The organism is Acrocarpospora macrocephala, assembly GCF_009687865.1.
In the GTDB taxonomy this organism is placed as follows: domain Bacteria; phylum Actinomycetota; class Actinomycetes; order Streptosporangiales; family Streptosporangiaceae; genus Acrocarpospora; species Acrocarpospora macrocephala.
Genome location: NZ_BLAE01000027.1, coordinates 15,806 through 42,334, shown reverse-complemented (window position 1 = coordinate 42,334; position 26,529 = coordinate 15,806). Strand labels below are relative to the sequence as shown.

The following is a 26,529-nucleotide window of genomic DNA, read 5'->3' as shown; positions in this document are numbered from 1 at the left end:
GTTCTCCCACCCACCCACCCTTTATTGTTTCCCCGGGCTCCGCCCGGCCCCGCCCGCTCTCCGGGGCTTCGCCCGGACTACCCGTCCCCCGGGGCTTCGCCCGGAACTGACCGCCGCCGGGCGTTGCCACCAAAGAATGCCCCCACAAGCTCCGCCCGCTCTCCGCAGCTCCCCAGAACTGCCTGCCCGAGAGGCTTCGCCCTCCAGACCGCCCTGCGGGCTTCGCCCTACAAACTGCCCCATAGGGTTCACCCGGAACTGACGGCCCTCCGGGGCTTCGCCCTCCAGAACAGCCCACACGCTCCGCCTGGCTTCGCGCGCGCTCTGCCGGGACTGCCTAATCGCGAATGGCCGGCATGGTCCCCGTGTTGGCCTCTGCCTCAAGTGGGACAGGGTCAGGAAGGATTTCTCGGACCTTGTCCTGGATCAAGCGGGTGACGTCGGTCTGAGCGAGGGTGCCGTCGACGACGAAATAGCGGTCGGGCTCGGCCGTGGCGAGGGAGCGGAATTCGCGGCGGACTCGTTCGTGGAAGTCCATTGGTTCGGATTCGATGCGGTCCGCGGGGGAGGCGAAGCGGCGCAGGCCCACCGAGGGGGGGACGTCGATGAGGACGGTCAGGTCGGGGACCAGGCCGCCGGTGGCCCAGGCGTTGACCTTGGCCACGTCCTCGGTGTCGAGGGAACGCCCGGCGCCCTGGTACGCGAGGGACGAATCCACATATCGATCACAGACGACCATCGAATTCCGGTACAAAGCCGGGCGGATGACCTTTTCTACGTGTTCGGCCCGGTCAGCCGCGTACAGCAGGGTTTCCGCGCGGGCGGAAAGCCCTTGATGGGTGGAGTCGAGCAGGATCGCCCGCAGCCGCATGCCAATCTTGGTCGAACCGGGCTCGCGCGTCTGGACGACATCGAAGCCCTGGTCGCGCAGCCAGATGGCGAGCAGCCGGGATTGTGTGGTCTTGCCCGAACCCTCCCCGCCCTCGAACGCGATGAACATGCCGCGCGCCTGCTCGTCCTCAGCGGGCACGAACTTCTCGCCCCGCAACGCGGCCAGCAGATCGACGCTGATCGGAATGCCACGCCGATCGTCCATGTGCCTGAGCGCGAGCACGCCCACGATCACCGCGACCAGCGCCCCGATGAGCATCACCAGGTTGGACCCGTCGAAACGGTAACTCATCCCGCCGATCGTGAACGGATGGCTGCCGAACAGCCCCGCCAGCGTGGACCCGAACGCGACCACCAGGAGCAGCACCACGCGGGCCAGCGACTGCAGGAACGAGAACGTCCGCCCCCGCAACTGATCTTCGACTTCGAGCCCGATCATCGTGTACCCGATGATCCAGGCGATCCCCGCGCACGCTCCCAGCACCACCGTGAGCATGACCACGATCACCAGGTTGTGGACAAGCGCGATCGCCACCAGCACGGTGCCCGCGAGAATGATCGACAACCCGAACAACCGCCGCCGCGACAGCTCCCTCAGCAGCCGCAACCCGAAGAACATGCCCAGCGCCATCCCGACGAAGACGGCCCCGAACACGGTTCCATACGCGGCGTCGCCTCCCCCAAGCACCTCCACGTACGTCTTGGCGACCCCCACCACGGCCCCACCCGCGGCGAACGCCCCCAACATCCCAATGATCAATCCCCGGACGGTACGGTTCGCACCCACGAACCGCCATCCCTCCACGATCTGCCGGAGCACCGACGGCGCCGCGGCCCCGACATGCCCCTTCGGAATGTCACGTAACGTGAAAATCAACCCAGCCGACACCAGGTACGCCAGCGCGTTGATCCCCAACGCCAGATCCGTGGGCTGCCCGCTGAACGACGGCGTCAACGAGCCGATCACGTTCACCGTCACCGACAGGAGCGCGAACAGCGCAGCGGCCAGCGGCGCGGTGCCGTACGTGACGAGCAGGTTCAGCTGGTTGGCCTCCTCCAGCCGATCCTTGGGCACCAGATTGGGGACGGTCGCGTCCTTGGCCGGAACCCAGAACAGGTTCACGCATTCGACCAGGAATGTCGCGATCACGATCCACTGGTAGCTGCCGACCAGCGGAATCGACAGCACGACGGCGAACCGGGAGACGTCCGCCAGGACCATGGTGAGGCGCCGGTCGAACCGGTCGGCGAAGGCTCCGGCCACCGGGCCAAGCAGGATCGCGGGCAGCATCTTGGCGATGAAGACACCGCCGATGGCCAGGCTCTGCGTCTGGTAACCGTCGTCCTGCGTGAGGTTACCGGCGAGGGCCGTGAGCGCGATGATGTTGAGCCAGTCACCGAGGCTGCAGACCGACATCGCCGTCCACAACCTGCGGAAAGGCGCGTTCGCCAGCACATGCGGCGGCTTGCGGCGAGGGACCGCCCGGCCAGGGGAGCTCATGATGTCAGCGTATCCAGGTGTTCGCTGGGCTTGGGGGGTGTGAGCGGGCCGGATTTGCCCCGCCTGCTCATCGCCTGAGGGTATTACGTCACAGCTGTCTAGCGCAGTCAGGTCAACGCGATCGTCATCCCCTTTTTCTAGCCCCTCCGCCCCTCCATTCCCCCTGCTCACCTCAGCCAGCCAGCCCCTGACCTCGATCAATCCCCCAGCCCGCCACACCCGTTCCGGCTGCTCACACCCACCAGATAGACCCCAACCCCAATCAACCGACCCCACGTACGGGGCGGGCTGATCTCGGATTCTCAGGCCCTGGAGGTAGCCGGTCGGTGGTGGCGCCCCAGGCGTCGAGGATGTCGTCCGCGTCCATGACCAGGGCCATGTGCAGCGACATCATGCTCAGGGCGGCCCGTTCGAGCCGCTCGTCCGTGCCGCGGACGAGATCGCGGGCCACGAGGACGCGGTAGCCGAGGTTGGAGGCGTCGAAGGCGGTGTTGAGCACACAGCAGTCGGCCATGATGCCGTCGAGCGCCACAGCCGTGACACCCATCTGCCGGAGCAGGAAGTCCAGGTCGGTGGGGTAGAAGGCGGACAGGCGCTTCTTGCCGGTGACGATCTCGTCCCGTGGGTCGATCTCGGTGGCGAACGCGGTCCACGGGCTGCCGGCGAGCGCGTGCTCCGCCGCGTTCGGGATGTCGCCGACAAACTCGGGGAACGTCGTGCGCCAGGCGCTCGGAATGCCACGTACGTCGTCGACACCGGAGGAGCGCAACTCCGACCGTACGTGGATGATCGGGATGCCGGCCGCCCTCGCCTCCCGGTGGAAGTCGTCGATCCCCGCGACGATGTCGCGCCCCCTGGGGGCGGGACAGGGGCACAGCGGCGAGTCCGAGAGGTGCCCCTGGTGCATGTCGATGGAGACGACAGCGGTCCTGTCCGGCACGACGAAGTCGTGGTAGCGGCCGTCGTCCGGCAGCGGCCTGCGTTCTTCGTAGACGTAGTGATGGGGCATGGTGTGGGCCTTCAGACGTTCGACGAGGGCGGGACGGCCAGCGCGGTGACCGCGGGCGGTACGGCGTCCGCGGGCCTCCCGCGCTCGAGCATCGGCCGGATGCCGACGTTTACGATCAGGTGGAGGACTACCAGCATGATGATCCCGAGCATCATCGGGCTGCCGACGATGGCGGCGACGCTCGGGGAGATCCCGGCCATGATACTGGCGGGCAGGAACTGGAGCCCCAGGGCGATGATGAACGCCGGCGCCGCGACGGCCAGGTTCAGGTCATCCCATTCGACCGTGGAGAGCAACTGCACGCCGCTCATCGCGATGATCCCGAAAAGGATCGTGGACGCGGCCGACAGGACAGGCGAGGGCAGCCCGGCGATGAACAGGCTGATGCCCGGGATGAACGCCAGCACGATGGCCGCGCCACCCGCCGCGGCCGTCACGAAGCGGCTGCCCACGCCGGTGACCCGGACAATCCCGGCGTTCTCCGGGTAGGACGTGGTGCCGATCCCGCCGAAGAGCGAGCCCACCGTCGTACCGAAAAACTCCGTGAACAGGCCCCGGTTGGTACGGCTCAGCCCGACCCGCTGCCCACCCCAGCTACCGACGAGGCTGTACATCCCGGCGGACTCGGCGCCGGCCTGGAAGAAGGCGAGCATCATCACGACGACGACCGACCACTCGACGCCGAACCCGAAGGGCAGCCAGGTCGGGGCGTGAACGAGCGGAACGGACCCGGCGCCGGACGGGGTCCACAGGCCGGCGACCGCCGCGACCAGGGTCCCGGCGGCGATGCCCCAGACGATCGCCGCGCGCCGTACCACCGAGTTGCCCCCGAAGATCAGGCAGCCGAGCACCGTGATGACGGTGACGACGCTGACCCAGAAGTTGGGCGCCCCATATCCGGGGGTTCCCGACACCCCGAACCAGCCGCTCACGCCGATGCTGGCCAGTTGCGCGCCGATGATGACGAACAGCGTGCCGAAGACGATGGGCGAGGAGGAGAGCTTGGAGATGTGACCGAACAGCCCGAACTGCTTGATCGGGATGCTGAGGGCCATGCAGATCAGCCCGGCCACCATCATGGACCCGAAGGCGGTGCCGAGCCCGAAGGTGGCGCCTGCCGCGCTGAGGGCGACGAAGAACCCGGCGGTGGGGCCTTGGACGATGGGCAGCTTCAGCAGGCGGCTCGACTGGAGGACGGTGATGATCCCCGTCATCAGGAAACAACCCTGGACGATGTAGCTCACCTGCACCTGCGACAGCTGCAGGGACTGGCCGATGAGCACCGGGAAGATCCAGATTCCGGTGAGGGCGAGCAGGTGCTGAAGGCCGAACAGCCCGGTCCTGGGGGCCGAGAGTCGCTGTTCGATGCCGATGGCCAAAGTTGCCGACGGGGCTTGGTCCATGTTGATCACCGATCTGTATGCGGTGTGATTGTACCGACTTCAGTACAGATGAAGTCCTATCACGTGGCTTACGCGCCCCGAAAGGCGTCAATGTTACAGCAGTGTTGAAATTTGGCTGCAAATCCAGCGTCATGATTCAACGACATTGAACTCGCGATCGCCTCGGCCGAACCCGATCCAGCCGAGCAGGAAGCCCAGCAGCGCGCCAATGATCACCTTGCGGGCGTCGGTGACGATGCCGCCGAAGACGCGGACCGCCGCGGTCGCCCACGGTCCATGCTCCGGCAAGATCGGGCACTCGGTTGATGTCCGCAAGCAGGCCGGGCCGTTCGCGATGGCGCACCGGCCGGCTGGCGGGGTGACGGGGGATCCTGAGGGGCAGCTGAGAGGCTGCGGCTGGGCCGCCGGGTGGCTCGTAGCATTGCGGGGGACATGGCGGCCGGCCCGCCCGGGGCGGCGGAGGTCGGAGTGGGGCAGGTCGTGGGATTTCTCGCTTTCGTTCTGGTTGCGGTCTTTGGGATCCACTACTACTTGTGGCGGCGGCTGATCCGGGGGACCACGGCCCCAGGGCGGAACAGGCGGATCCTGACATGGACGCTGGTCGTGCTCGCCGGGCTGCTGGTTGCGGCCTTGATCGGCACCAGGATCTTCCCCTCGGAGACGGGACACGCACTCGCCTGGCCTGGGTACCTCTGGTTGGCGATCATGTTCTACCTGGCGGTCATCCTGCTCGTGCTGGAGATTCCCAGGGCGATCGCACTGATCATCCTCAGGCGCCGCGAGCACAAGCCGAGCCAGGCGCTCCCGGTTCCGGTGCCCGCCGGCGGCGCGCCGCCCGTCGAGATCGCGCCTGACGAGAGCCCTGTCCTGCCACAACTCGACCGACGCCTGTTCCTTTCTCGTACGGCTGCCGCCGTCGCAGGCGTGGGGGCGATCGCCACGGTCGGGTACGGCATGCGCACCGCCTTGGGCGATCCCATCATCGAGCGAGTCCCCGTACGGCTGGCCCGGCTGGATCCGCGGATGAACGGTTTCCGCATCGCCGTCGTGAGCGATATCCATCTCGGCCCGCTCACCGGCATCAACCACACCGAACGAATCGTCCGAATGATCAATGGCCTGGAGGCCGACATCGTCGCGATCGTTGGCGACCTGGTAGACGGAACGGTCGCCGAACTGGGCCCACTGGCCCGCCCCCTGCGGAACCTCGAATCACGCTATGGGTCATATTTCGTCACAGGAAACCACGAGTACTACACCGCCAACGGACCAAAGGAGTGGATCGACGAGCTCAACACGCTTGGCGTGCGCTCATTGCGCAACGAACGCGTAGAGATCTCTCACGCAGGCGCCACCCTCGACCTGGCCGGCGTGAACGACATCAACGGCACCACCATGGACGACGGCCCCAACATGGCCAACGCCCTCACCGGACGAGACACCACACGCCCAGTCGTGCTCCTCTCCCACCAGCCGGTCCAAGTCCACGACGCCGCAAACTACGGCGTCGACCTACAACTCTCCGGCCACACCCACGGCGGCCAAATGGCCCCCTTCAACCTCATCGTCCCCCTACAACAACCAGTCGTCCAAGGCCTCGACGTAGTCGACGGAACCCAGATCTACGTCACCCGCGGCGCCGGCTTCTGGGGCCCTCCAGTCCGCATAGGCGCCCCTCCAGAAATCTCTCTACTCGAACTCCACCCATAACCACCCCACGGGCCGCCGCCCCCCACAGACGGTCGGCCCGTTCGCCGCTATCGCAAGATCGGGAAATTGCCGCGAAAGACGTTATGCGGATCGCGGCTACGCTTCAGCTCGCGCAGCCGGAGCAGTGTAGCTTCCGGGAAAGCCTTGGATGCGTCCTCGCCAGGAGCCAAGCACATATACGGCTTGGTCCCGCTGACATACCCCTCAAAAGCACCCGCCATCTCCGCCATCTTGGCCTCGACGGCGATCCTGGCCTCGGGATCCGACGGAACTCCGAACATGGAGAGCAGGAAGGGCTCGATCAAGGGCGGAACCACCCCTCCATCAGGCCGATCCACAGCTACGGCTCCGCCGAGCTGGCGGAGTTGCAGGCTGGTCAGCGGCTCCATGGACTTGGCGTTGGCGAGCAGGAGCTGGGCCACCGTGTCGTCCAGGACGGTGAGAAGTTCGCTGCGCCACAGCCCAGGGCTCGGCTCAATGGGTTCGGCGCAAATGCCGCCCAACTCCTCTACCGGCATGACGCCACGATTATCCGAGATCACCCCCTCAACCGCTTCGAGGCGACTCAGCAATCTCTGCGCCTCACCAGCTTCCCCCAGAAACGTCACATCGACAGCGACCGAGGGCGCGGCATCGGGCGGCTGGAACAGATTGAACCAAACCGCCAGGTCCTCGGGAGCCGTCGCGGTGACCTCACGATAGGCGTCCAGAACGTAAGAAGCCCGATCAGCCGCCCAGAGCATCCGCCCGCCGTACAACTTCGGAGCGGGCGGGAGGTCGAACTCCATCGCGGTGACGACGGCGAAGTCACCGCCGCCCCCGCGCAGCGCCCAGAACAGATCGGGATCGGTTTCCGGCGTCACCCTGACCGGAAGCCCGTCGGCGTCCACCGCGTCGAAGGCCCGGACGGTGTTCGCGGCGAAGCCGTACTTGCGGCCGAACCAGCCGACACCCCCGCTCAGAACAGCGCCGAGCGCGCCGACCGTGGCAGAGCTGCAGACCAGGCCGGTCAGCCCATGCGGGCTGGCCGCCGCCAGAACCTGACCCCAGGTCGCCCCCGCGCCGACCCGAGCCGTACGCGTCACAGGATCGACCGCCACATCGTTCAACCGATCGGTCCGCAGCAGGATCACACCATCCACGTCCCCGCTGGGCCGATGCCCAGCCCGCTGCGCGGCGACGGTCAACCGCTCCTGCCGCGCGTACGTCACCAGAGTGGCCACGTCATCGGCGTCGTAGGCCTCCACCACCGCCAGCACCCACTGATCGATCGCCCGGTTCCACGGCTTCCTGGCCTCGTCAAAACATTCATCGCCACGCAACACCACGCGGCCTTTGATCGTCTGGCGCAGATCGTTCAAGGTCATGCCCGGCTCCACGAGTCGAATAGGGGGACACGTTGTTCCTACCCGACGACCCTAGACACCGCCTCCGACAGAATCTCCCCCACTTATCCGCAGGTCAACGCCACCCTAACCACCAGGCAACCCCAACCCACAAAAGCCATCAACCACACGAGAACCCACAAAGACCCCCGGACCCCCAACCCCTTAGCCCGAAATATCAGCCAATATCAACCAGGGAAAAAGGGTTCAGGCGCACCGGCGCCCCCAAAGGTCAGGGCCCGCAGCCAGCAACGGCCACGAGCCCAGAACCACCCAGCAAAGCTACTTCTTCGTCGCCGCCGGCCGCGCCCGCGTAGCCCGCTTCGGCTTGGGCGCAGGCTCCCGCGCCCGCCGCTCCGCCAGCAACTCAGCCGCCCGCGCGATCGTGATCTCCTCCACCGTGTCCCCCTTACGCAAGGACGCGTTGGTAACCCCATCCGTCACGTACGGCCCGAACCGCCCGTCCTTCACCACAACCGGCTTATTCGAGTTGGGATCATCCCCCAACTCCCGCAACGGCGGCGCCGCAGCCCGCCCACGCCCCCGCGGCTTCGGCTGCGCGAACAACGCCTTGGCCTGCTCGATCGTCACCGTGAGCAGCTCCTCCTCAGCCCCCAACGACCGAGAATCAGTCCCCTTCTTGATGTACGGCCCGAACTGCCCGTTATACGCCACGACCTCTTCGCCCTCGATCTCCCCAACCACCCGGGGAATCGTCAGCAACATCAGCGCATCCTCAAGCGTGATCTCCTGCAGATCCATCGACTTGAACAACGAACTGATCCGCGGCTTGGGAACATCCGCCTTCTTCGTCCGCTTCTTGGCCCCATCCGCGGCAGGCACCGGCTCCGGCAGCACCTCCGTGACATACGGCCCGTACTTCCCGTCCCGCGCCTGGATCACGAACCCGGTCTCCGGATCCTTACCCAGCTCACGCGTAGTGCTCGGCCGCGCGAACAACTCCTCGGCCTTCTCCGCCGTGAGCTCATCCGGCGTCATGTCCTCCGGCACATTGACCCGAGCCCCGTCCCGATCCAGATAGGGCCCGAACCGCCCCACCCGGATCACGATGTCACTCCCCCGGATCGGGAACGAGCTGATCTCCTTGGCGTCGATGTCGCCAAGATCGCTGACCATCTCCTTGAGGCCCTCGTCCCCCTCGCCCTCGCCGAAGTAGAAGCGCCGCAACTCCGGCACCCGCTCCGCCCGATCATTGGCGATGTCGTCGAGCACCTTCTCCATCTCGGCCGTGAAGTCGTAGTCGACCAGATTCCCGAAATGCTGCTCAAGCAGGTTGTTCACCGCGAACGCCAGGAACGACGGCACCAGCGCCGTGCCCTTCTTGAACACATACCCGCGATCCAGGATCGTTCCGATGATCGACGCATACGTCGAGGGCCGTCCGATCTCCCGATCTTCCAGCTCCTTGACCAGCGACGCCTCGGTGTATCGCGCGGGCGGCTTGGTCGCGTGACCGGCCACGTTGAGCTCCAGCGCGGTCAGCGCGTCCCCTTCGGCCAGGTTCGGCAGCCGCTTCTCGGAGTCGTCCCGATCCGTGGACGGATCATCGGCCCCTTCCACGTACGCCTTGAGGAACCCGTGGAACGTGATCGTCCGCCCGGTGGCGCTGAACTCGGCCTCCTCCCGATCGGCGAGGACCTTCACCGACACCGACTCGCCCACCGCGTCCTTCATCTGCGAAGCCACGGTCCGCTGCCAGATCAGCTCGTACAGCCGGAACATGTCCCCAGAGAGCCCGGTCTCGCCAGGCGTGCGGAATTCCTCCCCGGATGGCCGGATCGCCTCGTGCGCCTCCTGAGCGTTCTTGACCTTGCTCGCGTACACCCGCGGCTTGTCCGGCACATACGCCGAGCCGTACAACTTGACCGCCTGGCTCCGCGCCGCCGCCACCGCGGTCTCCGACAGCGTGATGCTGTCGGTTCGCATGTAGGTGATGAAGCCGTTCTCGTACAGCTTCTGCGCCACCTGCATCGTGTACTTCGCGGAGAACCCCAGCTTCCGGCTGGCCTCCTGCTGCAATGTGGTCGTCCGGAACGGCGCGTACGGCTTCCGCGTGTACGGCTTGCGCTCAACCGACCGCACCGCGTACGACGCCCCGGCCAGCCGCCCCGCCAGCGAGGTCGCCGCCGCTTCGTCCAGATGCAGGACATCGCCGTTCTTCAGCTGCCCGGTGGAGGCGAAGTCACGCCCCTGCGCGACCCGCTTACCGGCCACACCGGTCAACGTCGCGCCGAACCGGCTCGGGTCGTCGGCCTTGCGGCCGGTGTCGAAGACGGCGGCCAGATCCCAGTAGGCCGCCGACGTGAACGCCATCCTGTCGCGTTCCCGCTCGACCACGAGCCGGGTCGCGACCGACTGCACTCGCCCGGCCGACAGCCGGGGCTTGACCTTCTTCCACAGGACCGGGCTGACCTCGTATCCGTACAAACGGTCGAGAATTCGCCGGGTTTCCTGGGCGTCGACAAGCCGCAGGTCCAGGTCACGCGGGTTGGAGACCGCGTCCTGGATCGCCTGCGGCGTGATCTCGTGGAACACCATGCGGTGCACCGGGACCTTGGGCTTGAGCACCTCGCGCAGGTGCCACGCGATGGCCTCGCCCTCGCGGTCCTCGTCCGTCGCGAGGTAGAGCTCGTCGGCGTCCTTGAGGAGCGCCCGGAGCTTCGTTACCTGGGACCTCTTGTCCGGATTCACGACGTACAGCGGCTCGAAATCGTGGTCTACGTTCACGCCGAGTTTGGCCCACGACTCTCCCCTGTACTTTTCCGGGATGTCGTCGGCCTTGCCTGGCAGGTCACGGATGTGACCGATGCTGGATTCCACGATGTAGCCGCGCCCGAGGTACCCAGCGATCGTCTTCGCCTTCGCGGGCGACTCGACGATCACCAGGCGGGTTCCGCCGGCGTTGCCGTTGTTGGCTGGCACGCTGCTACCTACCTCGCTGTTCGCTGTCGTATCCCCGTACTTACCGGAGTCGTGACTCTGCCGACTCCGTTTCGACGGTAACCCGTCTCCGGTAGTCCTACCCCCACGGGCTACCCGGATCGGTCACCGCCTGGACCCGTCTCTCCACGAGGACGCAGAATAGAGCCCAAGAGGTTCCACCGTCCCAACGGGAGACTAATCGCAGATGCAGGAGTACTCCTACATGGATCTGTACTTGCCGCGCGGAACATCACGCGAAACCGCCCGCCAGGTACTGACCGAGCATGCGGAGTACGGGCATTGGGAACTGGACCGGCTGCGACTGTATCCCGACGGAAGCCGGCGCGTACGCCTACGGCGAAAGATCATACGTGTCGCCCGAACCATGTGATCGTCCCAAGTCACGCCAGTTCCGCGTGAAAAAGGCTTTGCCCGTCCCGGGCCGCGCCCCCGGAACGGGCAAAGCTTCTCTGCTCCCATCCGCTGGATGCGGGGAGCGTCTGTGGTCACCCGGATAAGGGTGAGAAAACCGTTACCTTCGACCGACGGCCTTGTTACCTCCGGCCGGGACGAAAGCGACGGGTGGAGGCGAAGAGCGCCGCCGAGGCGGCGAACATCGCGCCGAGCAGCAGGGCCGCCAGCGAGCCCGCGTTCATCCCGGTCACGCCGACCGGCTGGGCGGCGCTCATCAGGCCGAGACCGCCGACCGGCAGCGCACCGGCCGCCTGGCCGAGCGAGCTCGCCAACGGCAGCGAACCGGCCAGATCGCTCACCGGACTGGCGGCGGCAGCCGTACGGGACGGGGCCGCGGGAGCGGCGGGCGAACCGGGCAGACCAGGCAGGCCGGGCAGCGCGGGCAGGCCGAGCATGCTCGGCAGGTCACCCACGACCGGCAGCGCGGGCAGGCCCGCGGCGCTCATCTTCTGCGTGAAGTTGCCCACGTCCTTGACCCCCGCCAGGGCCGGGACCGAGGGCAGGCCGGGCAGCATGCCGCTCGCCTGGGCGGCGTTGACCTTGCCCCAGCTCTTGGTCCAGTACGCGTAGCCGTCGTCCACGGCCGACTGGGCCACCGCGGCCGGGCCGACCCGCGAGCCGCCCAGGCAGCCCGCGGCGGCGTCACCCAGGACGGCGACCGCGTTGCCGCAGGCGTTGATCGGCGCCGTGATCGGCGCCACGACCTGGTTCCCGGCCAGCACCCCGGACTTCCCGTCAGTACGGTTGCCGCCGCCGCCAGGCCCGCCATCGGCGGAGACCCCGCCCTTGCAGTGCGCCTCGGAGGCGCCCAGCGCGGCCACCGCGTTACCGCAGGCGTTGATCGGCGCCGTGATCGGCGCCACGACCTGGTTGCCCGCCAGCACGCCCGAGCGCCCCGACGTGGTGTTGCCCCCGGCGCCCTTGCCGCCGTTCTTCACCGACGAGCCCCCGATGCAGCCCGCGAAGGCCTCCCCCGCGATAGCCACGGCGTTGCCGCAGATGTTGATGGGCGCGGTGATCGGCGCGACCACCTGGTTCCCGGCCAGCACCCCGGACTTCCCGTCCGTACGGTTGCCACCGGCGGCCGTGCCCGGCATGGTGTTCTGCACGTCGGTGCCGCCCTTGCAGCCCGAGATGGCGCCGCCGACGGAGTTGCCGCACAGGTTGATGGGCAGGCTGACCGGCGCGATCACCTGGTTGCCGCTGCCGGCCCCGAACCGCCCGTCGGTGTCGTTCCCGGTCGAGCCCGCGGCGGTGTGGTAGCGAGGTCGGGGCTTGCCGGGCTTGCCGGTGTTGGTCACCGACGAGCCGCCCTTGCAGCCCGAGAACGCCTCACCGAAGATCGCGACGGTGTTCCCGCAGATGTTGATCGGGCCGCTGATCGGCGCGATGATCTGGTTGCCGCCGAGCGCGGAGGACCGCCCCGAGGTGGTGTTGCCGCCCGGGCCGACCCCGGTGTTCTTGACCGACGAGCCGCCCTTGCACCCGGCGACGGCGTCCCCGAAGATCGCGATGGCGTTGCCGCAGGCGTTGACGGGCGCGCTGATCGGCGCCGTGATCTGGTTGCCGCCGAGCAGGCTGTGGTCGCCGTTGGTGGTGTTGCCACCGGCGCCGCCCTGGCCGGAGTTCTTGACCGACGAGCCGCCCAGGCAGCCCGCGTCGGAACCACCGAACAGCGACACCGCGTTGCCGCAGGCGTTGACCGGCGCGCTGATCGGCGCGTTCACCTGGTTGCCGCCGAGCACGCTGCCGTTACCGGAGGTCTTGCCGGGAATGCCCTTAGTGGTGTTCTCGACGGACGCGCCGCCCTTGGACCCGGCGGTCGCGTCGCCCGCCACGCCGACCGCGTTTCCGCTGATGTCGATCGGCAGGGAGATGGGCAGGTTGACCTGGTTGCCGCCACCGACGGAGTTGGTGCCGGAGGTGTCGGCCATAGCCGTACCGCTGCCGAGGGCCATGACGCCGGCCGCGAGCAGCGCGGCGGGGGCTGAGCCCTTCGCCCACGTTCGCATGATGAATGCTCCTAGTGGTTCTTCTTGGGGGTTACCTGACAGCTCGCGAGAGATGTCCCAGGCCAGCAGGCGTGGAACGTCGCGAGGGTGGTGTGATTTCCGCGTCACCCGCGTCGGAGCGGCTCGACGGAGATAGTCGAAGGGCACGCTCCGCCACCGGTCGCTCTGGACGAGGGACCGGTATGGAGGCGGGGTCAGTCAGGAGAGAAGGAAGGGTCGTCCGCCGCAGTGCGGACGACAGGGGGCACGAGCGCCGCCAGTGGGGCGGGCGAGTGCGTGAGCCGCGGGTCGGCGAAGGACCTCGCGACATCCCCGAACAGGATCAAGCCACCGCTGCTCTGGGGAATCAGACCGTTCCCCGGGGTGTGGTCAGCGGTGGACGGAGCGGGCAGGACGGGCGTGGACTGGCTGGTCAGCCCGTCGACGTTCCGACCCGCCATCGCCTCGGCGTTGACCGAGGCGTGGATGCCGCCGCCCGTGGGGAAACCGCCGGTGTGCGACACCGGCTCGGAGACGACAGCTGAGGGCGCCGTCTCGGCCACGGCCGAAGCCGTGCCGAAGACACCGAAGATCACGCCGACCAGCCATCCGACGGCGATCAGACCGCCGATGACCAGCAGACGAGCAAGCCGGGAGTCGGCCGCGAACCGCGCCATCCGATCGTCCCGGGCAGGACGGCGGTCGGCCGCGGGCACGCACAGGTCAGCGGAGGGCGAAACCGCCCCCTGCTGAACCCCCTGCGTGCGTGCCACGCGACCTCCCGAACTCCGTCGAGCCGCCCGATGCGGATCAACCCCTCAACGGAGCGTTACGTTAGCACCACCCACCGTCAACGCAACGGCTTTCTCAGCAGTAATCGAGGAACCGGTCAAGAACTCGGACCCCAAACTTGAGCGAATCCACCGGAACTCTCTCGTCAATGCCATGGAACATCCCTGAGAAGTCCAACTCCGGCGGCAACCTCAGCGGCGCGAACCCGAACCCGCGCAGCCCCAGCCGGCTGAACGCCTTCAGATCCGTCCCCCCCGACAGCGTGTACGGCACCGCCTTCGCCCACGGATCCTCCGCCCGCAGCGCCTCCGACATGGCCGTGACCAGCCGCCCCTCGAAGGCCGTCTCGACCGCGACATCGTGATACACGTGCTCCCGGGTCACATTCGGCCCGAGCAGCTCGTCGATGGTGGCGAAGAACTCCTCCTCGAACCCCGGCAGGAACCGCCCGTCCACATGCCCAGTCGCCGTCTGCGGGATCACGTTCGCCTTGTATCCGGCGTCGAGCATGGTGGGATTGGCGGTGTTCCGCAGTGTCGCCCCGACCATCCGGGCCAGCGGTCCCAGCTTGGCGACGGCCTGTTCCGCGTCGTCGGCCTTGATCTCGATGTCGAACGCTTCGCGGAAGAAGGCCTGGACCGTGGGCGTGAGCCGTACCGGCCATTCATAGCGGCCCAGCCGCCCGATCGCCTCGGCCAGCTCGGTGACCGCGTTCTCGCTGTTCAGCATGGATCCATGCCCCGCGCGACCGGTAGCGGTCAGCTTCATCCAGGCGATGCCCTTCTCGGCCGCCTCGATGAGATAGACCCGCTGCCGCTCCCCGACGGTCACGCTGAACCCGCCGACCTCGCCGATCGCCTCGGTGCATCCCTCGAAGACGTCCGCGTGCTTCTCGACCAGCCACTGCGCGCCGTAACGCCCGCCCGCCTCCTCGTCGGCGGTGAACACGAGCACGACATCCCGCGGCGGGCGCCGCTTCTCGCTCAGCCGCTTCCGGACGACCGCCAGGATCATGGCGTCCATATCCTTCATATCGACGGCCCCGCGCCCCCACACGCACCCGTCGACGATCTCTCCACTCAGCGGATGCACCCGCCAGTCGCCCGGATCGAAGGGCACCACGTCCAGATGCCCATGCAGCACCAGCGCGTCCCGCGTCGAATCCTCCCCCGCGATCCGGGCCACCACATTGGCCCGCCCCCGATCGCTCTCCAGGATCCGCGCCTCGATCCCTACTTCGGCGAGCTTCTCCGCCACATACTCCGCGGCGACCCGCTCACCCGGCCCCGCGTTGTCCCCCGCGTTGCGCGTATCGATCCGGATCAGATCGCCGCACAGGCCTGCAACTTCATCCTCACCAAGGCCGGCCATCCTGTTTCCTCCAGAGTCGGTACGGCTTGCGCCTCCCATCCTGGCCGATCGGATAGCGGGATGAACCACAGGCCCGCGAGTGCTAACCTTTAACAGCCGACGCGGGATGACGGTCCCGCGTGCAGGCACCACGTCCGGGTGGCGGAATAGGCAGACGCGCTAGCTTGAGGTGCTAGTGCCCAGTGATGGGCATGGGGGTTCAAGTCCCCCCTCGGACACCATGAAAAGCCCTGCTCAGCGGGGCTTTCTTCATGTCGAGGTTGCAACGCAGCCTGATCGACGTCATACGAAGAGAGCGGACACGGTTTCGACGGCTTCCGCCTGCATGCCCTTGATGACGTGCGCGTAGATCTTCTACATGATCGACAAATTGGCATGTCCGAGCCGTTCCTGAACGACCTTCACGGGCACGCCGCCTTGAGAGCGAGCGTCGCCCAGGTGTGTTGGAGATCGTGCAGCCGTACGTCTGGCAGCCCATGCTTGGCAATCCTCGCCTTGAAGAGACGAGACGTTCGCTCAGGATGGAGCGGACCGCCTGCGGTGTGCCCGTTGCCCGCTTCCTGATCACCCCTGAGCCAGCGGACAGAGAGGATCAATTCCGGATGATCCAGGAAACTCTCGATAACGGTGAGCCGGTCGACCGCAGCAGGGACGACGACCGCGGAGGACACACTTCGACGACGCAGTCGGCCGAAACAACCAATACGGCCTGCGTGTGTCCGTGGACGATTAGGGGAGAATGAGGAGCGCATTTCCCACACGCGGCTACTAGGAAGCCCCCTGACGTGATCACCTTCGAATACACCCCATCTGCTTCCGATGATTCATGGACTGACAAATGGAGTCCGCGTAGCAACGGCAGGAACGTGCCCCCGCAGGAGGTGGACCAGTACGCGTTCCTGTTCGACTACTTCCACGTGGCAGTGGACCTAGCCATTGCGCAACTGAGCATTCAGCGCAGGTACCTCACTATCCCGGTGGTTGACCTCATACTGACGTTTGAGCTGATCAGGAGATCATTGATCAGAGAAGGGTTCGTCGAGGCCACAGCCTCAAGGAATCAGATCACGCTCGTCTGCCGGCTTGCGGGGGAACACGTGCTGGTCCGGGCTAAGGGTCAGCCGGAGGAAGCCCGGGTCTTGTTCACGGAGTTTCTCGAATTCCACCGGCTCGCTTCGATTCGGGCCATGTCGATGCTGTACACCGCGCACCAGGAACTGCGCCAGAATCCCTACCTAGCCCATGTGGAGGAGATCCTAGACGTCGTGGGCGTGGCCTAAATCCGTGCTAATTCAGCCCCATCGGCACGCGCGAAGAAGGTTCTCGCTCTTCCGCGACGCTGACGGCCGATCGACGACTGGCCCACATTCGGGGTCGCTCGCAGGGTTGCATCAGAGGTTGCAACCCGCCAAACAGTCCGATCCAGACGCCAACGCCCAAACACTGTAAGGAGGTCGGCCGCCTCACCGTCCTGACCGCAGGCCTTCTGCCGCATCATGGAAGTGATGAAGGTCGTCGTTCTGTCTGACACGCACGCGCCGCGCTTTTGGAAGACGTGTCCTCCCCGGGTGGCCGAGCACCTGCGCGGCGCCGACGCGATCCGGCACGCCGGTGACCTCTGCGTCGGCCGGGTCCTGGACGAACTGGCCGCCTACGCACCCGTCCACGCCGTCAAGGGCAACAACGACGGCCCAGACGTCCACGCCCCGCAGACACTGGAACTGACGCTCGGCGGCCTGCGCGTGACCATGATCCACGACAGCGGCCAGGCCAAAGGGCGGCTGGCCAGAATGCGGGCCAGATTCCCCGAAGCCAAACTGGTGATCTTCGGCCACTCCCACATCCCCATCGACCAGAGCACCGACCAATTGCGCATCCTCAACCCGGGCTCACCCACCGACCCCAGGCGCCAGCCGCACGGCACGCTGGGATTGCTGCAGATCGAGAACGGCACGCTCACAGAGGTGAAGATCGTGCCCGTCACCTGACCGGCCGTGGAGCGCGGCAGAAGCTCTGGCGACTCGCACGGCCCCGTCAGAGCAGACCGCATCCGCAACCTCATCGGCACCGTACGCTGCGCCTACACCGGCCATCAGGCAGTCTCGGTCACCTCTGCCCGATTCACCCGCCCGACGATCGAGGAAGGCCACGGGCACGTCGTCATGATCGACCGAACCCGGCTCGCCGAATGGATCAGCGGCAAGTCACTAGGACTTTGAGATTCTCCCTTTCGCAAGCCGAGGGGAAGCCGATGCGATGCGCTGCCATCATGACTCGCCAGATGGTGGAGTTGACTTCCCGGATGGCCATGTACGACGCCCTAGAGCGATCGCGTCTGGAGGGTTGATGGCCACGTCGAGTCGTAGTCCCCTCATGGTGAATGTTCTCGAAATCTTCTCCGCGGAGGCAGGTATGAGGGTTACGTTCCTCGGTTCGACCTCGCAGAACGGCGGCTCCCCCACGCTGTACGCAACAGACCGGGGCAGTCTCGTGGTGCGCGGTTACCGCATCACTGACCCGCAGGCACTCGCCGATCTGGGGGAGGTGCCCTCCGGTGAGGCCGACATCGAAATCCCCCTGGAGCTCCTGAGCTTCTACCAGGCCCCCGCCACTCACGACGCGGCTACGACCGCTGAGGCCGACGAAAGCGCCGGGGAGGGGCGTTGACCCTGGTTTCCGGCGACGCGTTCGGGGATCTGTTCAGGTCTTTCGAGCACACCGCGTTCCGGCTGGAGCCGAGGGAGCGCTACAACTCCTCGGGCGAGCACGAGCCGCTCCGCAGATTCATCGCCGGTGAGCCCGACGACCTGGCTTGGAATCGGCCCTGGCTCGATCTCATGGCCGAGCACGCGGCCAAGGGCAAGTTCGTCCACCGCGTGCGTGTTGTCTCCGTCCCGCTGTCGGATTACTCCCGCTTCGGCCTATGGTGTGCGGAGTTCGCCATCGAGGCCGGGGAGGACATTCGCTATCTGAACCGGGCGCAGGCGGCCGGTCTGCCGGAGTTCGACTATTGGCTGTTCGACTCCAAGTGGGCCGCTCGGCTGGAGTTCGACGAGAATGATGTACTGCTCGGTGCCGAGATCGTCACCGACCCAGCCACCGTGGTCGAGCTGGCAGCGGCTCGTGACGACGCCCGGCATCGGGCGGTCACTCGCGAGCAGTTCCTCGCCGACTTGGCACGAGAGTAGGACGGCTGAGTAAAAAAGGGGGCGTGACCAGCGTCCAGCAAGCCAGAGAGGCGCTCGGAAACAGACTGCGCACCCTGCGTGCGTCCGTCGGTTTGACCGGCCGTGAACTTGCCGAGCGTCTTTCCTGGCCTGCCTCGAAGATCTCGAAGCTGGAGACGGGGAAGCAGACCCCCACCGAGGCCGACGTCATCAGCTGGGTCGGCGCGACGACCGGCGACGAACAGGACAGTGCCTCGGTGCTGGCCATGCTGCGCACGATGGAGTCTGCGCACGCGGAGTGGCAGCGTCTCCTGAGCGCGGGCACCCGGCATCATCAGGGCACGTGGGCCGATATGGAACGGCGGGCTACTCGGATTCGAGTCTTCGAGCCCGCCTTCGTTCCCGGGCTGCTTCAAACAGCGGGATACGCCCGTCATCGGCTGGCTCAGGCCATCACCGTGTTCGGGATCACGAATGACATCGACGACGCCGTTCGCGCCCGGCTGGCCCGTCAAGAGATCCTCTACGATCCACGGAAACGCTTCCACTTCGTGATCACTGAGGCCGTTCTCCGGTACCGACTGTGCCCGCCAGAGCTGATGCTGCCCCAGCTCGATCGGCTGGTAGCCGCCTCGACGCTGCCCAACGTGCGGCTCGGGGTCATCCCGTTCGGCACGCCGTTCATCATTGCCCCTGGGTGCGGCTTCTGGGTCTTCGATGACCGTCAGGTACTCGTGGAGATCTTCTCGGCCGAATTGACGTTGACCCAGGCCCAGGAGATAGACCTGCACGAGAAGGTCTTTGGGGCGATGGCGTCCGTCGCGGCCTACGGTGCAAGCGCTCGCGCGGTCATCACCCAGGTGATGGAGGAACTCCGTTCGGCGCTGCCCGACAACGATGACGAAAGCGCCACGACGTCGTAGCTCGATGTTTCACCTCATCCCTCCTGGCCGGTGATTGACGTCATCACCGCGGCGGACGGGTACGCAGCGCGGGAAGTCCTGGCCCACAAGCGGGCCAGGGCGCTGCTCAGCTTTGCCGAGCAGCGCGAACTCAGCTCAGCGGTACAGAATGCCGGGCTCGGACTTGGCGCCATCCCTGCCCGTTGATATCCGACCTTTTCTCAGCCGTGAAGACGAGCGAGACGGTGATAGCGGCTGGCCTGAACGTGCCCGCCGAGTCTGTCAATGGGCATGCGTCCACCTAAGTCCCATCCCGGCCGTGGCTGCCGATCGCGGGATCCCCAACCACGGCAACCGATCCGCCCGGCACCCAGCCCGTAGAGCCGGAGCATGAAGATCTTCTTCATTACGGCGGCCGCCGGCGGATCCAGGATCAGCCGACAGATCCGTTTCCCCCGCTGCGACCTTGTGCGGGTTGGGGTGGGGTCCGGCCTCGGCCAGGCAGTAGCCGTACGGCCGCCGCCCGCCCAGGAACCGCCCTTCGAGCTCGGTCTGGGCTGCCATCGCGGCGCAAACCCGGACCTGGATCCGGCGGCTTCGGCCTTCGAGATTTCCGCGTGGCAGACGTGTCCGGCTCCACTTGGCCCAGGCATTGGCGATGGGCCGGTCTGATCCCCGCTGTGATCACCCGGCTGCAGACCCTGCCACCCTGATCATCGCAGATCCCGTCCCGACAACCCCAGGAAGGAGTACAGGCCGGGCCTCGTGGAACCCGCTCACCCGACGCGAAAGTCGGGCCGCCAGGCTGACCCGCCAGCGAAAGGCATCAGCTGGTCGACTCGTCACGCGACCCGACCAGCATCACGAAACATCAGGGCCAGATGATCAGTTGCTGTCATCGGATCGGGGGTGTAGCCGAGGCGATGTCGAATAACCGCGTCGCCGACCGTCCCGTGATCGCTGGTGATCAGCGAGTATCACCCCGTCGTAGTCACGCTGTGGTTTCGAGCATCGTCGCGCTGATCTGAACTATCCAGCTTCGCGGCATGCGCAGTCCTGAGATTGGATGATCGGCAACCTTTGTGTCCGTGTGACTGATGAGCAGTATGAGATGTACCGTCAGGCGCATGACTGACCAGCATGTGGCTGCAGACGCCGTTAACGCCCCCCAGGGGGCGGCAGAGGGCGACGTCCTTCCGGTTCCTCGGCCTGCACCTCCACATGCTACGGAGATTCTGCTTGAGGTCGGCGAACCCAAAATCCTCCAATTCACCCAAAAGCAAAAAATCCCCGCTATCGCCGAACTCGTATGGAACGCGCTTGACGCCAATGCGACATCGGTGGTGGTTGAACTCCGCCGCAGCGTAACCGACGCCATCACAGAGATCGTCGTAACGGACAATGGCCACGGGATAACCCCGGAACGCGCGCGTGAGTCTTTCCGCCAGTACGGCGCATCATGGAAGTCGAGCAAGACCCACACAGAGGGCAACAGGCGGATTCTGCATGGCCGCCTGGGCGAGGGCCGGTTGTACGTCTTCGCACTAGGCACGGAGTTCGTCTGGGAAAGCGTTGCCCTTGTTGAGGGCAAGCCCGTTGCGACACGCATCACGGCCGACGTCCGTCGCGCAACGAAGTGGCATGTCGAAGAGCCCACCGCGACCTCGGCGGCGCCTGGGACAACCGTCCACATTCATGTACCTGATGACAAGCGGCTCCGTCCGCTGGAGGCAAGTGACGCTGCCGCCAACCTCACCGCGAAGCTCGCGTTCTACCTCAAGGCGTATCCAGAGGCCACAGTCGAGTTCGATGGAGTGCGCCTAGATCCGGACGAAATCATTGAGGATTCGCGGGATCTGATGCTGGATCTGCCCGAGGAGTACGCCCAGGACGCCCCTCCCCCGTTCATCACCTTCGTGGAATGGAAGGAGCGGATGAGCGATCGCAAGATGCTCGTTTGCAACTCCGACGGCATCGCTCTCGCCGAATATGGCGACGACTGGTCAGACGCCGTGGTCAACTTCACGCCTTACCTGCGCTCGAATCGGTTCAACGATCTAGCTGTCGCTGAGTTGCACATGCTGACGATGACACACAGCGCTCTCCTCGATGCAGCGACGAAGGCGATCCGGGATCACCTTCGCGAGCGGAGCAGGGCGATCGAGACCCAAGTCGTCCGCCAGTTGAAGGACGAGGGCATCTACCCCTACAAAACCGAAAACCCCAGCGCCACAGAGATCATCGAACGCCGCACTTTCGATGTTGTCGTTACTGTCGCGCGAAATGCGCTACCCCAGCGCGGCGCCGCGAGGAAGCTATCTGTCAATCTCATTCGCACCGCTCTGGAACGTGGACCCGGAGATCTCCAGAAGATCCTTGAAAGCGTCTTGTCCTTGAACGACGAAGATCGCGGCAACCTGGCCCGGCTTCTTGATCGCACCGAGTTGTCCGACGTCATCGGAGCGGCTGCCACCGTAGCCAATCGCCTCGACTTCATCGGCGGTTTGCGGAAGATCTTTGCTAGTGATCTCCTACGCAAGGAGCTCCGAGAGGTCGATCAACTCCATCCCATGATTGCCCAGAATCTATGGCTCTTCGGCGAAGAGTGGACACTCGCTCGTCCCGAGGTCGGCCTCACGGCAGTCCTTAGAACACACCTCGATCTTCTTGGCGAAGATGCTGTTCTGGAGAACCAACTCAACACCGTGCGACGCGAGGATGGCCGGGCCGGCAGAGTGGACATCGTCCTGTTCCGCGGCATTGGCGACGAACGCTCCAATGAGCGACTTGTCGTCGAGCTCAAGCGCCCTTCCGTGATCATTGGGAGGAAGGAGCTGGACCAGGTGAAGTCCTACGCCCGTGCCATTGTTGATAACCCTCAGTATCGAGGAACGAAGTGCAAGTGGCGGTTCTACCTGGTCACGTATGAGTTTGATCACGCGATCCTTCGCGACATTCGGCAACAAGGCAAGCCGGACGGCCTTGCAGATGATCAGCCCGAGTACGAGGTGTGGGTAAAGAGTTGGGGAGAGATATTCGACACTGCGGAACGAAAGCTGTCGTTCTTCCAGCGCCAGCTCAACTACGAGGCCACCGATGAGCGCGTGACTCAGCACCTGGTGGCGAGCTACGAACACTACATCCCCGAGTCGCTCCACCCATCCGTGCCGAACTCCCCCTGACCGGTCGTACGCGGTGGGGACGGCCAGACAACCGACGCTACCTCCGCATACCCAGGCTCACTAACCGCTGCTCACTCAGTTACTGAGCTTGCGCCAGGGCAGGACCAAAGTGTCGTCAAACCGGATCAAGCCCACACGAAATGTGGGTCAGATCCCATTTCGAACCGTCATAGCCACCCGACATGAAGAAAGCCCGCTGAGCAGGGGCTTTAATGCTTTCACGCTGACCAATAAGTCCCTCCTGGGCCAGGGTGAACTTAGAGGACCTCCCTGCGGTCGCGTGCACACAGAGACATGCGGCGCACCACAGCCATCAGCCACGCCTCCGGGCAGGCGGGTAAATTACTCTATCCATCAACAGGAGACCTGAGCTGCAGGCGAATCGGCTCGAGAAGGGCAGCCCGAGCACCGTCGAAATCAGCCAATCGAGCCGCGACCGTTGCCACCGCTAGTCGTTCCGGCAACGCGACGGAGAATTTCAGTCCGTGAACCGCACGACGATCTACGTCGGGTAACACCAGGACTTCACCGTTACCCGCGCTTGCGCGGGCCTCGTGCCAGGCGTGAGGAGTCAAGTCTTGGCGGAGCCGTACGGAGAAATCGGTTGGCCGCTGGACCGGATCGGCGATCGACGGGAGCGTTGCCGCAAGCGTCGCGTTCGCGCGATAGCCAGCCCAGGTCCACCAGCGAACATCGTCGTCTACCCGAGTCACCAGCGTCCCACTAGGATGCACGATGCTGGGCGCCTCATCCTCGCGCCATTCGGCCAGAACAGCCTGAGCCCGACGGGTGAGTGACACCGGAGGGTCTGCGCCGAGCAGTACGTCCCGCATGGCACGGGCCAAGGCATATGACAGTCCTGAAATGCCGCTGCTTGTCCATTTGGCGACGCCCCCGCTGTCAGCGGGTTCGACGAAGGCTCTCTTGCGTCCCCAATCGATGAAGGTAACCCGCCAGCTCCGGCCGGCGAGCAGGATCAGTCGTGGCCCTGGTCTCTCCTCGGTCAGCACTGACGTGTCGGTTCGCCCGATCTCCTGACGACCTGCCAGCACCGTGAACTGCGGTGGAGCAGTGAAGGAGGCGGTCAAATCGATGAAATGGCGTCGCCCGAAGCGTCGTTCGGCCTCGGGGCCGATGAAGAGCAGCCCGCCGTCTTCGTCGAGGAAACCCTGACCAACCAGGTGACGCAGGATCGGGGCAGCTGATCGGTCGAAAGGTGCCAGGCCGTTCCATTCTTCCGGCCACAGTTGATCGCCGATCTTCCGCTGCTGGAGGGTGACAGCGAGTAGCTGTTGTGCGACGAGATGGCGTGGCTCGGGCGGCGGGGTGACCGGCTCGACCCAGCCGCGTCCCCACAAGACCAGCAGGCCCGCGGCCTGGAGCAGGGTCTCTTTCCGCGTCGCGAGGAACAAGCAGTTGCGCACGCTGCCGCGACGACGCCCGGTTCGCCCGATGCGTTGTAGAAAGGACGCCACCGTACTGGGGCAATCGATCTGGATCACGTGATCCAGATCACCGACATCGATGCCTAGTTCGAGGGTGGACGTGGAGACGATGACGCAGTCACGCGCTTCCGCGAAGGCTCGCTCCGACCTCGCGCGCTCGTCGGCGGAGAGCGAAGCGTGGGATAGGAACGTGGTCACATCGCGGGCGCGGAGGGCCGCACTCAGCTGCTCGACCTGTCGGCGCGAGTCGCAGAACACCAGCCGCTTCTCGCCCCGATGCAACGTTGCGATCAGCTTGGCGGCGTTGTCGAGTGAGCCGACGTAGTCGAGTTCGATTTCTCCTGCCGGACGAGAATCCGCCAAAGGCGTTAAGTCCGGCGCCACCACATGCCCAGCCCTTTTTCCAGTCCCGGATCCTTGCAGCCAGGAAAGCAGTTGATCAGGGTTGCCTACGGTCGCCGACAGGCCGATCCGCTGGATTGGGGAGCCGGTCACGCGCTCCAGGCGCTCCAGAACTGCCAGCAGGTGCCAGCCGCGATCGTCGCCAGCGAAGGCATGCACCTCATCCACGACCACCGCCCGGATGTTTCCGAGTAGGTGTGAGTGATCGGTCTTCACTCCGATCAACATCGCTTCCATTGACTCGGGCGTGGTGAGCAGGATGTCCGGCGGATCGGAGCGAATCCGCCGACGCTGTGATTCCGGTATGTCCCCGTGCCAGAGTGCGGCTCTGCGCCCAAGCCAGTGAGCGTACGAGTCGATCCGGGTGACCAGATTGTTGAGCAGCGCCTTGAGCGGACACAAGTACAGCACCGATGTGCCGGTCCATCGCTCCCTCGCCATCGCGGACAGGAGCGGAAAGCAGGCCGCCTCTGTCTTGCCGCCCGCGGTGGGCGCGAGAAGGATCGCGTCCTGGCCGTCCATCAGCGGTTCGACTGCCGCCCGTTGCAGGGAGCGTAGATCGGGCCAGCCGAGTGTGTTGACGATGTGATGGAGGACGACCGGATCGAGTCGCTCCAACGGATCCGCCATCACACATCCAGGTCGATGTCATCGGCGGAGGCGGCGAGGTTCCGTTCGGTGGCAGTGAGTTCGCTGGGTGAAACGGTCAGCGCGTAGTGCTGCCTGGGGTCGAAGTCCTCGAACTGGTCGACGCGGTCGAGCACGTCACCGACGAGTTTCTTCAGGAACAGCCGGGGCGCCACTCCGACCTTGCCGCCGAGCGCTCCACCGACCGCCTGCGCCAAATCAGCAACATAGGCGTCATCGACGATGACCTTGATTCGTTCAGACGCTCCGGCGGCGTACAAGTCCCGAATGGTCACCCCAAGACCCACCAGCGAATCCAATGTGAACCCCGGCAGCCGAACTTGGACGGCACGAGGATTGTCGAAGCGCAGGTCGGTCTGGAAGTCGGTCGCCAGTCGCTGCGCTAGTGGTGCGAGGCGCTGTACCCCTTGCTGCCCGTCGTAGAAGGCCGGGGTGCCGGTGATCACGAGGTACAGGCCGGGGAAGCGGCCCGAGTGCACCTCGTCGATGAGTTGCCGGAGCGCGTTGAGCGCCTTGTCGCGTGCATCAGAGCGGACTCTCTGGAGGGTCTCGACCTCATCCAGGACGACGAGAAGCCCCGGGTGCCCGGAGTCGCGCAGGACGGTGAGGAGTCCTTGCAGGAAGCCGAGCGCCCCGAAGTGGTCGAGGTCTCCGCGTACACCTGCCGCCCGGCGTGCTGCTGCGGCAACGTGCGGCTGTCCGCCGAGCCAGGACAACACTGCCGCTGCCGTAGTCTCATCCTCTTCGAGGAGCGCGGCCCGGTAGCCGCGCAGCGCAGTCGCGAAGGACGGCGCATGCCGCGATACCTCGGCAAGCCGGTCGGTCAGTAATTTCTCCACCTTGGCGGGTAGCTCGTCCTCCGCAGCGCCAGCGGCGAGGGCGTCTTCCTCCAGCGCGTAAAACCACGCGTCCACCACCGGCCGCAGCGCGCTCGGCGGGAAACTGGCAGTGGTGAGACGTTCGGTCAACCGCCGGTATACGGTCTCCAGCTTGTGCAGTGGAGTCTCGGTCTCCGAGATCTGAATCTCCGCGACGGCGAGGTTCCGCCGTTGAGCCCGTTCCCCGAGCCACCTGGTGAAGAAGGTCTTGCCGGATCCGTACTCTCCCCGAACTGCCTTGAACACCGACGAACCCGAGGCGACCGCGTCCAGCTCGGCGTCCAGGGCGGACTCGAACCGGTCGAGTCCCGTAGCGAGCAGATCGAGCCCGCTTTCTGGCACGGCACCGCGCCGCAACGCGTCGATCACAGCACGGCGACGCGCGGCACTGACCTGCGCGGGGCGGGACGATCGAGCGGTACTCACGCCTTCGAG

20 protein-coding genes and 1 tRNA gene are annotated in these 26,529 nt (G+C 65.8%); 10 read left to right on the top strand and 11 right to left on the bottom strand.

Translation table 11 applies throughout. The annotated features are described in order from the left end of the window. Positions 1-337: 337 nt before the first annotated feature. From tmk to Amac_RS23315, 4 genes are all read right to left on the bottom strand, one after another. Entirely contained in the window at positions 338-2,392 is a 2,055-nt protein-coding gene (gene tmk / locus Amac_RS23330; protein ID WP_155356521.1) for a dTMP kinase, read from the bottom strand. Between the two features lie 262 nt (positions 2,393-2,654). Next, on the bottom strand, positions 2,655-3,401 hold the full coding sequence (locus Amac_RS23325; protein WP_155356520.1) for a cysteine hydrolase family protein: 747 nt from the start codon (positions 3,399-3,401) through the stop codon (positions 2,655-2,657). A gap of 11 nt (positions 3,402-3,412) precedes the next feature. Next, positions 3,413-4,804, bottom strand: coding sequence for a uracil-xanthine permease family protein (locus Amac_RS23320; protein WP_155356519.1), 1,392 nt, complete (start codon positions 4,802-4,804; stop codon positions 3,413-3,415). Between the two features lie 129 nt (positions 4,805-4,933). After that, the gene (locus tag Amac_RS23315; RefSeq protein ID WP_155356518.1) at positions 4,934-5,092 is read right to left on the bottom strand and encodes a hypothetical protein; all 159 of its coding nucleotides are present in this window, start codon (positions 5,090-5,092) and stop codon (positions 4,934-4,936) included. Positions 5,093-5,236: 144 nt separating this feature from the next. Between Amac_RS23315 and Amac_RS23310 the strand changes: the two genes are divergently transcribed. Then, positions 5,237-6,514, top strand: a complete 1,278-nt coding sequence (locus Amac_RS23310) for a metallophosphoesterase (RefSeq protein ID WP_155356517.1) — start codon at positions 5,237-5,239, stop codon at positions 6,512-6,514. A gap of 47 nt (positions 6,515-6,561) precedes the next feature. Here Amac_RS23310 and Amac_RS23305 read toward each other — a convergent pair whose 3' ends face one another. Then, on the bottom strand, positions 6,562-7,881 hold the full coding sequence (locus Amac_RS23305) for an FAD-binding oxidoreductase (RefSeq protein WP_155356516.1): 1,320 nt from the start codon (positions 7,879-7,881) through the stop codon (positions 6,562-6,564). A gap of 300 nt (positions 7,882-8,181) precedes the next feature. Continuing rightward, the gene (gene topA, locus Amac_RS23300) at positions 8,182-10,842 is read right to left on the bottom strand and encodes a type I DNA topoisomerase (RefSeq protein WP_155356515.1); all 2,661 of its coding nucleotides are present in this window, start codon (positions 10,840-10,842) and stop codon (positions 8,182-8,184) included. Between the two features lie 205 nt (positions 10,843-11,047). Between topA and Amac_RS55295 the strand changes: the two genes are divergently transcribed. Further along, a complete protein-coding gene (locus tag Amac_RS55295; RefSeq protein WP_155348430.1) occupies positions 11,048-11,233 on the top strand; it encodes a DUF5703 family protein in 186 nt (61 codons plus the stop codon). Between the two features lie 163 nt (positions 11,234-11,396). Here Amac_RS55295 and Amac_RS23290 read toward each other — a convergent pair whose 3' ends face one another. The 3 genes from Amac_RS23290 to Amac_RS23280 form a co-directional block, all read right to left on the bottom strand. Next, positions 11,397-13,328 carry a chaplin family protein gene (locus Amac_RS23290; protein ID WP_155356514.1) on the bottom strand — a complete coding sequence of 644 codons (1,932 nt, stop codon included), beginning with the start codon at positions 13,326-13,328 and terminating at the stop codon, positions 11,397-11,399. Between the two features lie 194 nt (positions 13,329-13,522). Beyond that, a complete protein-coding gene (locus tag Amac_RS23285) occupies positions 13,523-14,080 on the bottom strand; it encodes a hypothetical protein (protein ID WP_246268603.1) in 558 nt (185 codons plus the stop codon). Between the two features lie 94 nt (positions 14,081-14,174). Continuing rightward, positions 14,175-15,470 carry a M20/M25/M40 family metallo-hydrolase gene (locus Amac_RS23280; protein ID WP_155356513.1) on the bottom strand — a complete coding sequence of 432 codons (1,296 nt, stop codon included), beginning with the start codon at positions 15,468-15,470 and terminating at the stop codon, positions 14,175-14,177. 132 nt (positions 15,471-15,602) lie between these two features. Between Amac_RS23280 and Amac_RS23275 the strand changes: the two genes are divergently transcribed. The 8 genes from Amac_RS23275 to Amac_RS23240 all read left to right on the top strand — a co-directional run bounded on the left by Amac_RS23275 (position 15,603) and on the right by Amac_RS23240 (position 22,721). Next, a tRNA-Leu gene (locus tag Amac_RS23275) sits at positions 15,603-15,691 on the top strand. Positions 15,692-16,255: 564 nt separating this feature from the next. Further along, positions 16,256-16,750 carry a hypothetical protein gene (locus tag Amac_RS23270; protein WP_155356512.1) on the top strand — a complete coding sequence of 165 codons (495 nt, stop codon included), beginning with the start codon at positions 16,256-16,258 and terminating at the stop codon, positions 16,748-16,750. Positions 16,751-16,975: 225 nt separating this feature from the next. Next, entirely contained in the window at positions 16,976-17,458 is a 483-nt protein-coding gene (locus Amac_RS23265; protein ID WP_155356511.1) for a metallophosphoesterase family protein, read from the top strand. Between the two features lie 6 nt (positions 17,459-17,464). After that, positions 17,465-17,689, top strand: a complete 225-nt coding sequence (locus Amac_RS23260; protein WP_155356510.1) for a restriction endonuclease — start codon at positions 17,465-17,467, stop codon at positions 17,687-17,689. A gap of 193 nt (positions 17,690-17,882) precedes the next feature. Next, entirely contained in the window at positions 17,883-18,137 is a 255-nt protein-coding gene (locus tag Amac_RS23255; protein WP_155356509.1) for a hypothetical protein, read from the top strand. Continuing rightward, the gene (locus Amac_RS23250; RefSeq protein ID WP_155356508.1) at positions 18,134-18,658 is read left to right on the top strand and encodes a DUF6879 family protein; all 525 of its coding nucleotides are present in this window, start codon (positions 18,134-18,136) and stop codon (positions 18,656-18,658) included. The genes Amac_RS23255 and Amac_RS23250 overlap by 4 nt, the downstream gene beginning before the upstream one ends. 23 nt (positions 18,659-18,681) lie before the next feature. Further along, positions 18,682-19,560 (top strand): helix-turn-helix domain-containing protein, encoded by an 879-nt coding sequence (locus tag Amac_RS23245; protein WP_218041242.1) that lies wholly within the window; start codon positions 18,682-18,684, stop codon positions 19,558-19,560. A gap of 1,106 nt (positions 19,561-20,666) precedes the next feature. After that, positions 20,667-22,721: an ATP-binding protein gene (locus Amac_RS23240; RefSeq protein WP_155356506.1), complete on the top strand. Its 2,055-nt coding sequence runs from the start codon at positions 20,667-20,669 to the stop codon at positions 22,719-22,721. A 347-nt stretch (positions 22,722-23,068) separates the two neighbouring features. Here Amac_RS23240 and Amac_RS23235 read toward each other — a convergent pair whose 3' ends face one another. Beyond that, a complete protein-coding gene (locus Amac_RS23235; RefSeq protein ID WP_155356505.1) occupies positions 23,069-25,198 on the bottom strand; it encodes a DEAD/DEAH box helicase in 2,130 nt (709 codons plus the stop codon). Further along, positions 25,198-26,520, bottom strand: a complete 1,323-nt coding sequence (brxD, locus tag Amac_RS23230) for a BREX system ATP-binding protein BrxD (protein WP_155356504.1) — start codon at positions 26,518-26,520, stop codon at positions 25,198-25,200. The genes Amac_RS23235 and brxD overlap by 1 nt, the downstream gene beginning before the upstream one ends. Positions 26,521-26,529 lie beyond the last annotated feature (9 nt).

Excerpts from the sequence above, each read along its gene's own strand:
- tmk (WP_155356521.1), bottom strand. The coding sequence starts at position 2,392 with ATGAGCTCCCCTGGCCGGGCGGTCCCTCGCCGCAAGCCGCCGCATGTG.
- Amac_RS23325 (WP_155356520.1), bottom strand. The coding sequence starts at position 3,401 with ATGCCCCATCACTACGTCTACGAAGAACGCAGGCCGCTGCCGGACGAC.
- Amac_RS23320 (WP_155356519.1), bottom strand. The coding sequence starts at position 4,804 with ATGGACCAAGCCCCGTCGGCAACTTTGGCCATCGGCATCGAACAGCGA.
- Amac_RS23310 (WP_155356517.1), top strand. The coding sequence starts at position 5,237 with ATGGCGGCCGGCCCGCCCGGGGCGGCGGAGGTCGGAGTGGGGCAGGTC.
- Amac_RS23305 (WP_155356516.1), bottom strand. The coding sequence starts at position 7,881 with ATGACCTTGAACGATCTGCGCCAGACGATCAAAGGCCGCGTGGTGTTG.
- Amac_RS55295 (WP_155348430.1), top strand. The coding sequence starts at position 11,048 with ATGCAGGAGTACTCCTACATGGATCTGTACTTGCCGCGCGGAACATCA.
- Amac_RS23290 (WP_155356514.1), bottom strand. The coding sequence starts at position 13,328 with ATGCGAACGTGGGCGAAGGGCTCAGCCCCCGCCGCGCTGCTCGCGGCC.
- Amac_RS23280 (WP_155356513.1), bottom strand. The coding sequence starts at position 15,470 with ATGGCCGGCCTTGGTGAGGATGAAGTTGCAGGCCTGTGCGGCGATCTG.
- Amac_RS23265 (WP_155356511.1), top strand. The coding sequence starts at position 16,976 with ATGAAGGTCGTCGTTCTGTCTGACACGCACGCGCCGCGCTTTTGGAAG.
- Amac_RS23255 (WP_155356509.1), top strand. The coding sequence starts at position 17,883 with ATGAGGGTTACGTTCCTCGGTTCGACCTCGCAGAACGGCGGCTCCCCC.
- Amac_RS23240 (WP_155356506.1), top strand. The coding sequence starts at position 20,667 with ATGACTGACCAGCATGTGGCTGCAGACGCCGTTAACGCCCCCCAGGGG.
- Amac_RS23235 (WP_155356505.1), bottom strand. The coding sequence starts at position 25,198 with ATGGCGGATCCGTTGGAGCGACTCGATCCGGTCGTCCTCCATCACATC.